The sequence below is a fragment of the candidate division WOR-3 bacterium genome (assembly GCA_016867815.1).
GTDB lineage: Bacteria > Hydrothermota > Tepidihabitantia > Tepidihabitantales > Tepidihabitantaceae > UBA2258.
The window spans coordinates 1-15,623 of the sequence record VGIR01000073.1; the positions used below are offsets into that span (position 1 = coordinate 1).

Below are 15,623 nucleotides of genomic sequence, written 5' to 3' on the forward strand. Positions count from 1 at the left end.
GGCCCGATCCTACCTACGCAGCCGGCAACGCCAGCCAGAAGTGGTCAGGAGTTACTTTGCGGAAGAGCACGTCCGATATGCGGCAACATGACCTCAAGCTGTCAAACATTTAGTGCTCTCCGTAGTAGCTCATCGGCTGGCTCGGCGACAGACAGTAGCGCCTCACCTCGGCCTGGAAGAAGGCGGTATCGGGCCAGCACTTGTCGACCATGAACTTCCAGGCGTCGTCGTAGCTCATCCGGCCGGTGTGGAGCTTCGCGTCCACGATGATGCGTGCGGCGCGGAACCAGACACCGCCGAGCCAGCGCAGGTCCGGGAACGAGTCGGGCGGGTAGAGTCCCTGCTCGACCACCATTTGCTCGCAATAGAGCGCCCAGCCTTCAATCAGGCAGGTGTTGAACTGCAGCCGGCGGATGAACGACGGGTTGTGATTGGCGACTGAAATCTGGAAGTGGTGACCGGGCAGGCCCTCGTGGACGATTCCGCCCCGGTGACCGCGCCGCCTGCCGGAATTGTAGTACTGCCGGGCCAGGGCGGTATCGAACCGGTCGGGCAACGGCCGGATGTACATGTAGCCGGTCTGGTTCTCGTCCAGCGGGGCCGCGCCCTCCATGGCGATGCCGGGGATGATGCGGCGCATGAAAGCCGGGGTCTCGACTACCCGGAGCGGCCCGACCCAGGCGGGTACCGTGGCCGTGTTGCTGCTCTCGACCCAGACCCGCATGGACTCGATCTCCGCCTGCTGGGCGGCGAGCACGTCCTGCCGGGAGAAGCCGGCCGGCGCGGGCTCGTCCGTCGGCCGCGGCGCCGGGTGGCGCTTCAGGACCTCGGCCTCCTCGGCACGCAGCACCTTCCGCACCGAATCGGTACGTGCGAACAGGTTCTCGCCCATCCGCAGCAGCGAGTCGGAATCGAAGTCGAGGAACTTGTCGGTCGCCAGCAGGTAGTTGAACTTCTCCCGGCCCATCGCAAAACTGTCGCTCAGGCGCGGCAAATCGAGTTCCAGCCCGGCCCGCCAGGCGCGGACGGAGTTGACAGCCTTGTCTGCGGCCGCGGCGAGCCGGCTCGCGAGTTCCGGAACCTGCTTGCCCAGTTCGTCCGCGCTCTCCTGGAAGAAATCCTCCGCATCCTTCAACCCGTCGATCGCGGCCTCGGCGTAGAGCCGGGGCGGGTCCTTCACACTGGCGCGGGCCTGCCGTATGAACCGCGGCACGTCCTCCATGCGTTCGGCCGCGCACCGGGCGCGTTCCGCCAGCGGCGCGAAGTCGCGCAGGAGAACGTAGTAGACGCCGCCGACGCACTCGTCGGAGTAGTAGTGCGGGTCGCGCTCCAGCAGCTTGAACCGGTCGAGCCAGAAGAGCTCCATCTTCAGGTTGGAGGCGAGCAGCTCGCGGTCGATGCGTTCGTCGAGCGACAGCGCGAGCGTATCCAGGCTGTCGACCTGGGCGAGGAAGCGGCTGACCGAGCGCTTCAGGGCAACGGTACGGGCGGGCGAATAGTCGCCGAGCCGGCCGTCGAACTCGTGGAACCCGCAGCGGGTCGCGTCCACCGGGTGGAACTCCCAAAGCGTCCGGTAGGCCGCGCGGCCGAGTGAATCAAGCCTGGCGCTCGCGCCCGGCCGGATCGGGCCGATCGCGAACGCCGAGGCTACGAACAGGCCTGCAGCGCAGACAAACGGTGCGAATTGTACCCGCAGGCGAAACATCCGGGCCTCCTTTCAGTGTGCCGGCAGGGAAGGGATTGAGAGAGTATCAGGCAAGGCAACACGGAGTCAAGCGGGAGAGCGGTCAGCGCCCCGCCGTGACGGGAGGCCCGGCGACGGCAGACCCCAAGAAAGGGCCGGGGAAGGCAGCCTTCCCCGGTCCCTATTGTGCTGGTCGCGTTACGGCGCTACCGGCGCGACGACGTTGAAGACGTCGGTGCGGATGGCCTGCAGCACGGCCTCGATCAGGCCGCGGGCCTTCCACTTGGCAATCAGGACCGCCGCTTCCTTCGCGAGCGACTCACCCGAGATGTCCGAACGGCTCAGCTTCCACATCTCACGTCCGAAGCACAGGTAGAACGGGTACTGGATTGTCGGCACTCCGGCTCCATCACAGACCTGCTTAACCTGCAGCTCCATGGCCGCGATCAGGGGCATGACTGCGCTCACGTTCTGGAGCATCGTCGGTCGCTTCTCGGTCAGGATCGCGTTGACGCGCTCGAGGTTGTACTTCTCGTTCCAGTTGGCGATTCGCTTGGTGGGGTCAATCGGCATGGCTATCACCTCCTTTCGGCAACGAGATTGGCATCCTTACCATGGCGGACGCCGGTTGCGGCCTCGGTCCGGGCCAGGCGTGGCCTTCGCCTGCTGCCGGCCCGTACATTGGTCAATCTGAATTCTGCAATCTTCAATCTGCAATCTGACATCGTCCTAGCCCCGTGTCCCAATGTCGGCTATGAGCTGCCTCACCACGTATCCCGTATCGCTCCCCTCGACGAAGTCCTGATACTGCCAGAGAAGTTCAACCAGAGCGGCTTCCATCAGCCTGCGCCTGAGGCCGAGAAGTTGCCTGCTCTGTGTCACGAGGAACACCAGTGCTCGCTGCCCTCTCTCGGTCTTCGGGATGAGAACCTCGGCCCTTTGGTTCAGTCCGACTATCTCGCGCACCCGATCTGCCTCGGCCACCAGCCGCGAAGCACTCATCACACTTCTGTTTCTCATGTTCACCAGGATTAGAGCAACGAGGACAACGGAACGTAACAGGTGTGAGGGGTTGCGCAGATTCAGGCGGCCCAAGCACCGTCAAACTGACCGGTGCCAGCTAGCGGCGTAGGTTGTTCGGCGGTGAGTCTACGCGGGCGGGGCTTCTCCTATCGCCCCGATCTTACTGATGAGATACTGCCAGAGGGCCTCGACGGGAGGAGGGTCCTTGCTGTTCATTAGGTCCACAATCTCCTTGTACGCGTCATGCGGGAACGCTTCTACGAACTGCCTCTTGCGTACCTCCGCGTGGCGCGCACGCAGCTTTTCGTACTCCACGTCGCCGAACGCTTGGCTCCCGCCAGCGCCGGTTTGCCGCGAGTAGCTGCCCTGTCTTTCTTCGTACCCCTTGGTTGTGGCGTAGCACAGGTGCAGGCTGATCTGGGCAACCCGCACGCCAGGGAAAAGGAGAATAGGCAGCGTACCGACGTTCTGTAATTCGAGTGTGAGGGCTCCGGAGAATCCCGCGTCCACGTAGCCAGCTGTGGAGTGCACCTGCAACCCCATTCTTCCCAAACCGCTTCTGCCTTCCAGCCGACCACAGCAATCAGCCGGAATGCTGACGTGCTCCAGCGTGCTGCCCAGCGCGAACGAGCTCGGGTGCAGCACGAAGGCGGCATCGGGTGGTATGTGAATCTCCTCAGTATAGCGCGCTACCATCCGCTTGATGTCTTCCTTGGGCAAACGCGGGTCGAGGTGCGTGTACTTGGTGGGTTTGACGACCTTGAAGTCTGCCCCCAGTCGCAAGTCGACTGATGTTCCATTGATCTGGCGCTCCGGGTCCATCATCGGCGTAATCACTAGCCCTTTCATCGAGTCTCTCAGGCCCTCGCACAGCCTCTTGGCAAGGTGGATTTCGTTAAGCACCATCGGGTAGCTCCCTGAGTACATCCACGTAGTGCGCGATCTCAATGGATTTCAGCAGCAGTTTGTCCCGTTCTTCAATGTGCGCCCGGTAATCGTCCAGCCGTTTGAGGAAGCCCTTCTTGGGGTCGTCGAGAGAGTATCCTTCGTTGAGAAACGCCTGGGAGAAACGCTCGTGACTGACTGTCAGTCGGTAGTGCCAACCGGTGTTGATTATCTGGGTCATGGTTGTCGGCAGCTCGCGGATCGAGTTGAACAGGTCCTTCTTCAGGTCTGTGCAATCCCCGGTCAACGGCTTGCCTTCCTCCAGATGATCCTTCAGCTCTGCGGATTGGCACTTGAGGACCGCGGGCTGCTCCGGGCTGGAGGGGAACGATCCGATGGGCACGTGCTGATTCAGTCTCTTCAACAGTGCTTTGCGGGTCGCGCTGTCGTACTCAGCCTTCGGGTGCTCGGTCCGGAGGTCTCGTTGGGACTCGACGACGATTCCCTTCAGGGCCTCAAGCAGTTCGTGTGTCTGGAACGGGTACTCGGTCCGGTTAACGCCCTGCGCTCTGGTCTGAGGCAGGTGCAGCGTCAGGTCGACCAAGTCGTTCAGAAGCACCGACAGGTCGCCGATGTCGCTCTCTCCGGCCGGAAAGAACAGACTGGCACTACCAAAGCCCGGTGGTTCAAGAAACACCGGCGAGAGCTTGGGCGGTCCCCAAACTGGTAGGAAGAGGTTCATGAGGTCCCGGATGCGCCGCAGCAGTTCCGGATGGCTGACGGATACACTGTCTATCCGCTGTCTAGATGTGAACGCGTATAGGGCCAGCGACACTGGATACGCGTCTAGCAGGCATGTACAGGCTAGGTAATCCGCCAGCAGTTCTTGGGTCCACGCGAAAAATGACTCTCGCTGCAGCCCCCGCGTCCTGCTCCAGATTCTCTCGAGCGACTCCCGAACCCCGCGCATATGCATGATAGCATGCGCGGCCTCGTGCGCACCCATTGCCCAATTGAGTGGATTTCGCAGCTCGATCCGCGGCAACAGCACGACTACAGTCTGGTTGCCGGAATTGTCCTCTGGCCCACCCCGTCCCAGCGTTTCTCCGGGAAGGCCCGCTTCGGCGAACGCATACTCCCGCGACGCAACAACGCTGATTCGTTCAATCGCCGCTGGCGACGTGCGAAACAGGCCTCGCAGGAATATCTGGGTCTCCGAGCCGATCCAACTCGTGCTCAAGAGCCCTAGCTGCAGATGCACTGGGTGAAAGTGGTTAACGACGCGCATAAGCCCGTCGGCAAAGAGCATCTGCCGGCCTAACGCGGTCTTCGGTTCTTCCGGCCGCGAGGGCTTGCGGCCCTCGCGCCAGGCGCTGAGGGCATAGAACAGCTCGTGCTTCAGCACATCGACCATGTCGCGAATGGCGCTTACGACTTGGTGCTCGGACGACGGTGCGTCCCGCTCCGCCGCGTCCAGCACCGTGTCAATTCGGCATACCTTCTCGGCTATCTCGCCGGCCAAGAGATCAAGCGCCAGGGTTCGGTGCTCGGTCACCGGTTGATGTACCCTGCTATGAGAGCGTCGGGATTCTCGAGCATCTCGTTGGCGGCCGAAAACTCGGTGGCCAGGAACGCTGCACAAACGGCACTAGCTTGTCGGGCAATGCTCGGTTCACACGCGTCGGCCGTCCCTGCCTCAAGCGTTATCCTCGCCGACCGTAGGAAACTCTCGATCAGGTCCTCCTTCGGCTTTTCGTGCGGACCGCCAACCGGCTTTGCGGTTGGTACCTCGCGTACGTTGAACTGGAATAACGCATCGACGATGACGGAGACGATCCTGACGCAGGCCGCCTCATCTTCCGTCATCTCTGTGTCGTTCATCTTCGCCATCCCGACGGCGCAAGCGCGGTCGAGCTCGTACATGTCCTCAAGCGCAACCCGCCGTTTGTCCTTTTCGGGTGCGGGCACCTGCAGGGCCAAGGCAAGGCGATGCACCCTTTCGAAGGCATCATAGACGGAAAGAGCACTCTCTCTGGGCCTTGCTGCTACGTCAATCATTGGTGTTCTCCTCGGGCTGAACCGGTCCTTTCGACCTGATGACGCCGTAAAGCGACGAGTATCGCCTCCTGCTGCCGGGGTGGTCGAACACCAACTTCTCGGCCGATAGCTGATTCAACTCCTTCTGAAGCCCGGTCGCATTTTGGCCGCCTAGCGTGCGCAGAAGCTCGGTCGGCGTGGCCAAACCACGGGGCGTACGGTCAAGCGCGTCGAGCACGCCCCGCTGCACGTCGCTTACGCCGACGTAGATAGGCGCCGGGTCTTCGTAGTCGTGATCCCGATGCAGCACGAAGCAGGCGCGAGCGAACTTGAGACTCGGGTCGAGTCCGTCTTGGTCTCCGAATCGCTCCCTGCCCAGCCGCTGTACCGCTTCCTGCACCGAGCCGGGCTCGAAGCCGCCACTGACCATTTCGTGCCCCCAGGTGAAGAACTTGATCTGGTTGTGGTGGGTCTGGTACCCGAAGTATCTTCCTTGCGTAGCCTTCGCGTACTCCGCCGCGCGGTAGACCAGCTTCACTACGAAGAAGTACTCAATTGTCAGGTTCTTTAGGTCTATCATTAGCAGGTAGGGCTCGGCCAGGGTCTTCGCGTGTGGCTCTACGACGTCGTCGAACACCGAGTCGCCACGCTCAGTTCCGGTCAGACACGACGGCAAACCCTTCTTGCTGAGCTCCAGCGGTTCGCCAAGCTGCAGTTTACTCCCCGTCGACATTCGGCGCTCCTCCTTCGTTCAAGATAGGAATATACAGGCTGACATAGGTGCCGGGGTACTCAGCCAACCCCTTCTCGATGATAGACATGTGGCCCGCTCGATAGTGCGCGGCCGCGTTCCCAGAGCGGACGTTCAAGACACCCTCGGTCTCGTCCGCTACCTCCTGAAGGATGCTCAGCCCAATGCCGCCGCCGTAACGGCCGCCGCCTATCCTGCGCGGCTTCGACGTGGCGAACTTCTCGCCAGCCAAACGGATTGCCTCGCCGTCACTGATTTCGGGCTTGTTCAGAGTCTCGGCCAGAATCTGAATGCTCTTGTGAATCCCCGGCCCGGTGTCCGCCACCACAACGGCCAAGTACCTTCGCCTGCTGCGAACGCCTTGCTGCGCATAGGCGTACCCGCCAGTGGTTGAATGGTCGAAGACGTTGGTCACTAGCTCCTGCAGTGCCGACGCCGCGCCGATGACGGCCTTCGGCTCATTTCTAGCCAGCACAGCTTTCTCCGCCAGCCATCTGCGGAACCTCGACAGCACCTCGGCGTTGACCTCGGCCAGAAAATCATCCCTAGTTTTCGGGTGGGCCGTGGCTCCGGATTCGACCCGTCGGAGGTCCAAGTACAGACGCGGCGCGAAGCAGTCTCTACTTTCTCCTAGAAAGGGAATCTGAGTCTTGTTGGTGTCCACGAACAACCGCTCGCAGTGATTGATGAACCCAATGCTGTTAAGATATCCGGCTGGAAACGAGTTCTTGTTGCGCCGAGCAGGTAGCTGAACAGTCGCCTTCCCGAAATGTGCGGAAGTGGTCCATCCAAGTGTCGCTGTCATGTACCGTAGCAGGGCCAAGACTCCGACAATCCCGGTCGGGTACGCCCATCGGACTTCAGACATGTCAACCATGAGGCAGTCGTGGGACCTTGCCTCGGCCAAGACGCCGCGCGACAGCGCCGCTGCTATTACCTCCACGGACGACGTTGTGAGTTCACGGCCGAGCCGTATGACCGGACCGCCGTCACAGAGCACAGCGGAGTTATACTGAAACGCTCTCCTCTTGTCAAGCACGCGCTAGGGCCGCGTTGGTCTTGAGTAGCCGGGAGACTGGCTAGACGCCGCCAAGCAGCAAGAGCCGTCTCACGGAAGGGCGTTCGCCTTCAGCCGGACAACTGTTTCCACCGCGATGCTCTCAAGCAAGTCGCTCGAGAGCCCGCGCGACTCGGCCCAAGCCAGCACTGCGGCGACGGCGTGCTTCACTTCGCGGTCGTCGTCCGAACACGCCAGGGCCCGCCCGAGCTCGCGTGCGAACTCCCGATATGCACCATGCTGCGGTGAGGGAACTCCGACTCGGCGCATGATATCGCCAAGCGGGTCGCGCGGCCTCTCACGTCGGCCCGAAGGCCCGAGCCTCATCACCGGCGCGGGTCTCGTGTACTCCGGTTTCAGAGACGGAATCACCCGCCACGCCTGCAGCAGCCGCAGCCAGAAGTCGCCTAGCGTTGCTCTGGCCTTCGGCCTCCGGCTCCTGACCTCGAGTCCCGACTCGGCTGGCTCAACCACGTGCACTCGCAGTCTCCCTCCCATGCTACCGGCCGTCCCCACTACCGCGGACAATCCTCCCAAGAGTGCGTCGAAAGCCGCTTGCTCATCCTCACCCGACACCTCAAGCACTATCACCCGGCCAAGTTGGGGCTTCAGGTATAGCACTTCAACGGCGTCTTTGCCATCTATCCTGGTCTCTCCCGCGGACAGGGCGATCTTGGACGCAAACCGGCGGGCGCGAACCCCGAACGCGACCGCCTCTCTCGGATTCCAGCTCTTGACGTCCAACGCCGCCTTAATCATGGCAACCTCGATCCCTGCACATCTCCTGCAGCTTCTTCTTACCGCGCATGAGGGCCGTTCTGACCGCGGTCACTTTCACGCCTAGCGCATCCGCCGCATCCTGCTCCGTCATGTCGGCGAGCAGCGCGAGACTGCACACACGCGACTCCTGTTGCGGCAGGCGTAGAACAATGTCCGCCGCGATCTCAGCGAACTCCTTGTGTTCATCGTGTACCTGCTCGAGCGTTGGCGGGTCGCTGGCCAAAGGAACTAGGTGGTCGTCGGGCGTTTCGTCGAGGCTCTTCTCTACATTCTCCACTCTGGTACGCTTCTTCCAGCGGTGAATCAACTCATGCTTGAGTATCGCGATCAGCCAGGTTGTGAACATGGACTGCCCCTTGAACTGCCGGATCTTCCGGAATGCGCGGTCAAGTGCGACCTGGACCGCATCCTGAGCTTCCTCGCGGTTGTGTGTGCTCTCAAACGCGATGCAGACGAGCGCTCCTTCGTACTTCTTGACCAAGGCCTCAAAGGCCTCCTCGCCGACGAGAATGTCGGCGACGATGTCCCTGTCGGGGTCCTCAGGTTTGCACGGCCCGCGTGGCTTGCCGGCGTCATTCTCTTCCATGTCGCCTCCTCACTCTATTCGCCTTTGACATCATGTCAATGGCTCGTACTTGCGCGGGAAGTGGCAGGTTTCCAGCAACTCGATGACCGCGACTCTGACTCTGACGAGGAGCATTGGGTCCAGACCTCGGGCGGTCCACTTGTATCGGACCACGTCGTACTCGATCTCGAGACAAGCCGACGGTATCGTCCGCCACACACGGCTCACTTCTCGGCCGAACGACTTGTACCACAACCGGGTCATCACCGGGATGCCTGCCGCGTCGGTGACTTCAGCCACGGCCTTGTCCACCAGTCCCTGCATCACGGCCTGTGCCCGGTAGCGTTCCCGCATCAGGTCGGACTTGGCGGCGAGGATCGCGGTCGTCCGCTCCGGCCTGGACTTGGCCTCGTACCTGGCCACGGTCCGCCTGATTCGCTCCACTACCGGGTCGTTCGCATCCGCTCCGGCTCGTGCGGCCTTCTTCATTCGAGCTTCGTCATTCGGGTTTCGAGTTTCCTTCATGGAATCTCCTTTCACCGGTATTAGAGAAACCAGAACCCCAAAACGTAACATCCAACCTCGCTACTTCGTACATCGTTCACGCTTGTGTTGTTCCTCGTCGGCTCCAAGTCCTGCCTTTTCCGTCGGTTCCACAATTCCGACTTCCGACGTCTAGCCTCTGCTACCTGACTTCGTCCGTCCGCAGCAACCGTCCTCTCTACGGCGGGGGGAGCAACAGCCCCTTATGCATCCCTCGCTCCGGCGCCCGCAACGGCTACTGCAACGGCGCGGGAAACGTCACCCGCTCAAGCCCCTGCAACAGTCTCATGCGCTTCCCTCGTTCCTTCCGCCGCTTATCCAGACGCAACAGCACCCATTGCTGGTGCGAGTCCTCGCCCATGGCCATCCCCCGCTCCTGCTCCCACACCTGTGGCCGCGCCTGCTTCTGCAACGGCGTCCATCCCTCCAACCGCAACAGGCCAATGAACAGCGACCGCTCCAGCCCTCGTATCTCCATCCGCAGCAGTCACCGCAACCACGCAAGGTGCAGGGCCTGCACTGGGCCCCGCGCCAGCCCATCCCCAGCACGCGCGGCGTATCCGCGTTCGCTTGACTTAGGAGGACTCAGTCCGATAATACCAAGCCAAAACCTATGCTATGGCGAGTGAGTTCGATTCCACCTAACGTGTGTGGTTTGGACGCGCTCGCAGGAAGGCGGTGAGTATGCCAACAACGTCCAAGAAGATGCCGTGGGTTCCGCGTCCCGAGGTGCTGAAGGGCGAACTCGACGATGCGATCTTCGGCGCGGACTTCGACGCGGTGGTTGAGGGCAAGACGAATGCGCCAGAGGTCTACTCCAATCCAAAGGTGTTCTTCCAGAACACACACCCGGCCAAGGAGCTGAAGCGAATAGCCGAACTGGTGTTCAATCGGCTGGCTGACCCGAAAGAGGCCGGAGCGGTCGTGCGCCTCAGCACGGGGTTTGGCGGCGGCAAGACACACGCCCTGATAGCCCTCTATCACCTTGCCACCAACATCCGCAGCAAGACGCTAGGCACCGACCTCCTGCCTGCGGCTGGCCGGCCGTCCAAGGTCGCGGTGGCCGCCATAGACATCGGCAGGGCGGGCACGCCTATCTTCGCCGAGCACGGCGCGGTCAAGACGCACACCCTCTGGGCGGAGTTGGCCTACTTCCTGAACGGTCGGCGTTTGCCGCGCGACTTCGAGGATGTTGACGACATCACCAAGCAGCCGCACGGGGCATTGATTGAACGCATGTTCCCGGACGGCCCGGTGCTCATCCTGCTCGACGAGCTGGTCAAGTACATGGCTGGCCTTGCGGACCAGCCGCAGAAGAACCTGCTCAGGTTCCTGGACAATTTCATCGGCATCGTGGTCAACCGTCCCCAGACCGTTCTAGTCACGACCGACCCCGGCAACCAGCCTGTATACGCTCAGTCGACTGCCGGACTGGCGAAGGTCCTCGCCGCAGCCCAGGCCATCAACGAAGTTGAAGCACGGCGGTCGTCGTGCTTTGATCCGATACAGGATGAGACTGCGAAAGTCATCAACCGGCGGCTGTTTGAGGATGTGGACGCGCGAGCCGCGCACAAGGCCTCTGCCCAGTACTGCGACACGTACAAGCGTGTTGCCCAAGAGCACTCAGAGTTGATACCGGCTGAGGCCCTGACCGCCAAGTATGCAGAGCGCGTTGTCGAGTGCTACCCGTTCCATCCTCGACTGGTGGACACCGCACAGAACGTGCTTGGTGCCATCGAGAACTTCCAGAAGAGCCGCGGCGTTCTCCGCCTGTTCTCCAGAATCCTCCGCGAGGTAGCCAAGCGCGACGTCAAGCCGGCCCTTATCACCGCTGGCGATATCAACTGGGCTGACTCCGGCGTCCAAAACGACCTGCTGGGCAGGCTGAACCTTGATGAGTTCAAGGCAGTAGTAAGGGCAGACATAGCCGGCCATGCCCAGGAACTGGATGGAGACAAGCCGGATGACGTTCACCGTCGCGTCGCATCTGCTCTGCTGCTTGAGAGCTTGCCCGTGGCTGCGACGACCGGACTCGACCCTGCAGAGGTCACGTTGGCCGTGCTGCGCCCCGAGGATGCCGGACCCGAACCGTCCGAGGCCCTCGACGGTCTCATTAGTCGCTGCTGGTACACGCACCTGACGACCGGTGGGCGCTGGCGTTTTCAGTTCGAGCCTAACATCAACCGCATCATCGAGGAACGGGCCGACAAGCTCGACCCTGCCGACGCATTGGCGAAAGTGAAGACCGACGTGCAGGCGTTCTACCATGGCCCTCAGTTCATGCCTGCACCGTGGCCACTTGAGCCCAGGCACGTTCATGACGAACCGAGGCTCCAATTGGCTCTGTGTGAGTCCGAGGACACGGCGAAAGCAGTTCTTGCGTACAAAGACAACTCCAATCCTGCCGCGCCGGAATTGCGCTCCTTCCGGAATGCCCTGCTGGCCATCTGCCCAAGCCCAGCGAAGCTCGACAGCGCCGCCCTGCATGCGAGGCGTCATCTCGCGGCCGAGGCTGAATGGTCGGAACGCGAGCGCTCTGCGTTGGACCAGGACAAACACATCCGCGACCAGCTCAAGAAGATTCGGCCCGACTTGGCCAAACGGTCACGGCTAAACAGCTACCGTGCATTCGACCGCCTGGTCCTGCCCGGCGGCAGGGTGCTATCCTTGACTGAAGAGATGCTCGTGTCCGACGAGCAGGCGGTCGCTCAGGCCAAAGGGCAGGCCAATCTGCTCCGGTTCCTGCAGGACAAGGGGCTGGTCTATCGAGACGACGAATCACTCGATGCGCCCTTCTTTGCTGCCAAGGTTCTACCGGGCACGACTCCGGCAGACGTGTCGGGCGAGACGTTCAAGACCAAGAGCGTGCAGGAACGTCTGTATGCAATGGCTGACCTGAAGCTCATACCCGGTGACCGATTCGTGCGCCAGACCATTCTGCGTGCTGTCGAATCGGGCAAATGCGTTCTGCGGTCTGCTGACGGCAGAGTATTCGACAAGAAGGGCTGCGTTGCGGGGCAGCCCGGACAGCGTCGGCGGTACCCGGACCGGCTTGACCTGTCGCAAGTGCGCATTGCCGATGACGTCATGGTCGCCAAAGCAGAGAGCAAGGTCGCGCAGGAGTGGGTGCGTGAGGACCCCGCAGAAACTGACAAAGGCAAGGGCGGCGGTGGCGGTGGTGGAGGTGGCGGCCCATTTACCCCCCCTCCTCCCACTGCCGGCCCCAAAGAGGCGCATGACTGGAAGACGGCAATTGAGCTAGCAGGCAAGTTCCGGCTCGTGACTCTCGTGCTTACGGCCGAGACGCCGGCTGATGCGAGGAGCATGATCGGACTTGCGCCCGGGCTGGGCGCCGAACAACCGCTACTCGATCTCCGCGTATCGGGTAGCCTGAAGGGCGGGGGCTCGGCCAACGTGGGCATCGGCAAAGTCAAGCAGACGAACTCGCTCAAACCACTGGACCTGGTTGAAACCGTCCACCGCGCCCTGACCGAGGGCGGTATGTACAAGGCCGACCTGAACCTCGACTATGGCGAAGGCCGGGCAGGAATGGCCCCTGCCCTCGAGACGGCGGCCAACGACGCTCCCGATTCGCTCAAGGTCTTTGCCAGGTTCAAGGAATGAGAGACGACAAGGCTCAGTTTGCCCTGAAGGTAGTGCGGCGTCGCTCCGGGCTAGCCGCGATAGTCGTGCGGCGCCGGCTCGACGACAAGCGTCGCGAACGGCTCATCCGCGTCGCCGCGCTATCGCCGCTCGCATTCAGCGCCGGGGCCGGACTCCTGCGTATGGCGGCAAGGGCCAACAATGGCTCTACACTGCTCACGCCCGGACCATTCGTGAAACTCGACCCGGACTGGGGTGCGAAGGTCGCCTGCTACTCGATGGTCTGTCGTGGCCTGCGCAACGCGGACCGGATGCGCCGGGCGGCCGAGAGCCTGCGCAATTCGGATCCGGCTGAGACAGCGTGGTGGTTCGGTGTGATGGGCCATCGCGGCGGCGTTCGGGCAGTGCGGGCCCTGCGAATACTGATCGAAGCGGTGAAGTGAAGACGCCTCCCCGCGTCCTAATTGAGGACTGGCTGCCGGCCGCAGCCATCGGCGTCGAGTGCATGCGCGAGCGTTCTACCGGCCAGCAGCCGCCAGACAAACGCTTCCACGTATGGTGGGCACGACGGCCGCTCACCGTGTCGCGCGCTGCGGTTTTGGGTTCGCTTCTGCCCGCAGATTTCCCGCGAGCCCAGTTTGAGAAACTCCTAGGTTTCTGGGGGACTAGTGACGAGCTCGTGCGTGCCCAGGCGATGCTCGACCGAGCCCGAGAGCGAAAGCTGAAGATCCCAAACCCGCATGGAGAACGTGCCTTCAAGCACGGTCTGCCTGAGAAGGAGATGCGGAATGCTCAACGAGCCATTGAGAAGCTTTGGGGTAGGAATCCTGTTGTGATGGACCCGATGGCGGGCGGCGGCTCGATTCCGCTCGAAGCGGCACGGCTTGGTCTAACCGCAAAGGCCAACGAGTACAACCCAGTCGCCTGCCTGGTCCTCGAGGCCACCGTAGACTTCCCTTTCAGATTCGGGAAGAAGCTCGGGGAGTGTACGCGCAAATGGGGCGCGGTGCTGCGGGAGCGCTTCAACAAACGCATGTCCAGGTTTTACCCGAAGACAGGCGAAGTCCCGCCACTGTGCTACATCTTGGCTCGGACCGTGCCCTGCCCCGACACTGGCCATATGACGCCATTGCTGCCCTACTGGCACTTGCTCAAGCCTAGGAATGCTGGCCGCATGGTAATGTCGGAGCCTGTCGTCAACAAGAGCAAAGGCGCTTGGAGCGTCTTCATACGAGATCCATGGACTGGAAGGCACCCGCCGCCTCCCACATACACCGGTGGCGGGGGAACATCACTCTTCTCGCCCTCGCCTATCTTGGGAGACTATATCGTCAAGATGGCTGAGGCGGGTAAGATGCAGGCTGCGATTCAGGCAGTTGTGGAGAAGGCAAACAAACTGGCATTCCGGACACCCGTCTCCGCTGACTTCGAGGCGCTGCGCGAGGCCGAGCGAGAGCTTACGCGGCAACTGGCTGGCTGGACCAAGTGCAACACGATTCCCAGTGAGGCAATCCCGGCTGGTGACAAGACCCGAGAGGTCCTCATCAAAGGAATGGACATGTGGTCCAAGCTGTTCACTCCCAGGCAGCTACTTGCCATGGGCACGCTGGTAGAGGAACTACGCGGATTGGAAGCAGAGATTGTCAAGGCCGAAGGAGAAGACCTTGGGGAAGCCGTAGCGTGTCTGCTGGCGATCGCCTTAGACAAGTTTGCCAACTACAATCACGCACTCGCCAAGTGGGAAAGCACCTCTGGCGTAATGAAGGGGCGCGACCGTCACGACTACGCTTTCAAGATGCAGTTGGCCGAGATGGCGCCCTGCAATGCCGGATCAGGCTTGGACTGGGCAATTGACAACGCCATAGAAGCATACGAAGGGCTCGCGCACCTCCCAAAGGCAGAAAATGCCCGGCCGGTTCTCATCAGCCTTGGTAGTGCGGCAAGCCTGCCGAACGATGACGACTCAAGCGTTACCGCAGTTGTTGTCGACCCGCCCTATGCGGGTAACGTGCAGTATGCCGAGCTGGCGGATTTCTTCTATGTCTGGCTCAAACGCACCCAGGTCAAGCGCCGACCCGAGTGGTTTGGCTCATATCTATGCGACAAGACTGAGGAGGCTGTCGTCAACCTGTCGCGCCACAGGCGGGAGTCGGACAAGAAGGGCGAAGCAGAACGTCGAGCGCACGCCTTCTACCAACGGCTTATGACCGACACTTTCCGCGAGGCCAAGCGGGTGTTGCGTGATGATGGCGTGTTGACTGTTATGTTCACGCACAAGCTTCAGAGCGCATGGGCGGCTCTACTTCAGTCACTCCTGCATGTGGACCCTGACAGCAGGGTTCCAGAGAAACGCAGATTTGGGTTCCAGATTACGGCAACGTGGCCCGTGAAAACCGAGAGTGAGCTCTCAACGCATTTGGCACGGAAGAATGCTGCCCAGAGCACGGTGCTGCTCATTTGCCGCAAGCGGCCAGACGATGCCGAGACGGGGTATTACGGCCCTACCATGGAGGAAGAAGTCCGCAATGAGGCCCTGTCCACAGCACAGAGACTGGACCAGGAAGGATTTACTAATCAGAGCATAAAATGTTTGACATGGGAGTCGGTTTGGTGTATACTGTGAGTAATGAGAGAAGACGATACTCGGCGTCTATCGCCGGCGGCTTTGGATGTGCTGCGTGTGCGGGTGATGAAA

14 protein-coding genes and 1 pseudogene are annotated in these 15,623 nt (G+C 61.6%); 3 read left to right on the top strand and 12 right to left on the bottom strand.

Translation table 11 applies throughout. The features are described 5' to 3' along the window. Positions 1-109: 109 nt before the first annotated feature. The 12 genes from FJY68_10655 to FJY68_10710 form a co-directional block, all read right to left on the bottom strand. On the bottom strand, positions 110-1,705 hold the full coding sequence (locus FJY68_10655) for a DUF885 domain-containing protein (protein MBM3332286.1): 1,596 nt from the start codon (positions 1,703-1,705) through the stop codon (positions 110-112). Between the two features lie 177 nt (positions 1,706-1,882). Continuing rightward, positions 1,883-2,257 carry a hypothetical protein gene (locus FJY68_10660; GenBank protein MBM3332287.1) on the bottom strand — a complete coding sequence of 125 codons (375 nt, stop codon included), beginning with the start codon at positions 2,255-2,257 and terminating at the stop codon, positions 1,883-1,885. 156 nt (positions 2,258-2,413) lie between these two features. Next, positions 2,414-2,704: a hypothetical protein gene (locus FJY68_10665; protein MBM3332288.1), complete on the bottom strand. Its 291-nt coding sequence runs from the start codon at positions 2,702-2,704 to the stop codon at positions 2,414-2,416. A gap of 129 nt (positions 2,705-2,833) precedes the next feature. Beyond that, on the bottom strand, positions 2,834-3,655 hold the full coding sequence (gene dcd / locus FJY68_10670) for a dCTP deaminase (GenBank protein MBM3332289.1): 822 nt from the start codon (positions 3,653-3,655) through the stop codon (positions 2,834-2,836). Further along, positions 3,603-5,147, bottom strand: a complete 1,545-nt coding sequence (locus FJY68_10675; protein MBM3332290.1) for a hypothetical protein — start codon at positions 5,145-5,147, stop codon at positions 3,603-3,605. The genes dcd and FJY68_10675 overlap by 53 nt, the downstream gene beginning before the upstream one ends. After that, positions 5,144-5,650, bottom strand: coding sequence for a hypothetical protein (locus FJY68_10680; protein ID MBM3332291.1), 507 nt, complete (start codon positions 5,648-5,650; stop codon positions 5,144-5,146). The genes FJY68_10675 and FJY68_10680 overlap by 4 nt, the downstream gene beginning before the upstream one ends. Then, complete coding sequence (locus FJY68_10685; GenBank protein MBM3332292.1) at positions 5,643-6,362, bottom strand: hypothetical protein; 720 nt, start codon at positions 6,360-6,362, stop codon at positions 5,643-5,645. The genes FJY68_10680 and FJY68_10685 overlap by 8 nt, the downstream gene beginning before the upstream one ends. Further along, positions 6,346-7,380 (bottom strand): HAMP domain-containing histidine kinase, encoded by a 1,035-nt coding sequence (locus FJY68_10690; GenBank protein ID MBM3332293.1) that lies wholly within the window; start codon positions 7,378-7,380, stop codon positions 6,346-6,348. The genes FJY68_10685 and FJY68_10690 overlap by 17 nt, the downstream gene beginning before the upstream one ends. Before the next feature lie 108 nt (positions 7,381-7,488). After that, complete coding sequence (locus FJY68_10695; protein MBM3332294.1) at positions 7,489-8,196, bottom strand: HPr family phosphocarrier protein; 708 nt, start codon at positions 8,194-8,196, stop codon at positions 7,489-7,491. Beyond that, positions 8,189-8,803, bottom strand: a complete 615-nt coding sequence (locus FJY68_10700) for a sigma-70 family RNA polymerase sigma factor (GenBank protein MBM3332295.1) — start codon at positions 8,801-8,803, stop codon at positions 8,189-8,191. The genes FJY68_10695 and FJY68_10700 overlap by 8 nt, the downstream gene beginning before the upstream one ends. Before the next feature lie 30 nt (positions 8,804-8,833). After that, positions 8,834-9,307, bottom strand: coding sequence for a hypothetical protein (locus FJY68_10705; GenBank protein MBM3332296.1), 474 nt, complete (start codon positions 9,305-9,307; stop codon positions 8,834-8,836). Between the two features lie 253 nt (positions 9,308-9,560). Continuing rightward, positions 9,561-9,803: a hypothetical protein gene (locus FJY68_10710; protein ID MBM3332297.1), complete on the bottom strand. Its 243-nt coding sequence runs from the start codon at positions 9,801-9,803 to the stop codon at positions 9,561-9,563. A 206-nt stretch (positions 9,804-10,009) separates the two neighbouring features. Between FJY68_10710 and FJY68_10715 the strand changes: the two genes are divergently transcribed. The 3 genes and pseudogenes from FJY68_10715 (at position 10,010) to FJY68_10725 (ending at position 13,547) form a co-directional block, all read left to right on the top strand. After that, entirely contained in the window at positions 10,010-12,949 is a 2,940-nt protein-coding gene (locus FJY68_10715) for an ATP-binding protein (GenBank protein MBM3332298.1), read from the top strand. After that, positions 12,946-13,371: a hypothetical protein gene (locus tag FJY68_10720; protein ID MBM3332299.1), complete on the top strand. Its 426-nt coding sequence runs from the start codon at positions 12,946-12,948 to the stop codon at positions 13,369-13,371. Before FJY68_10715 ends, FJY68_10720 begins: the two co-directional genes overlap by 4 nt. Before the next feature lie 62 nt (positions 13,372-13,433). Beyond that, positions 13,434-13,547, top strand: a pseudogene (locus FJY68_10725) (DUF1156 domain-containing protein). The last annotated feature ends 2,076 nt before the right edge of the window (positions 13,548-15,623 follow it).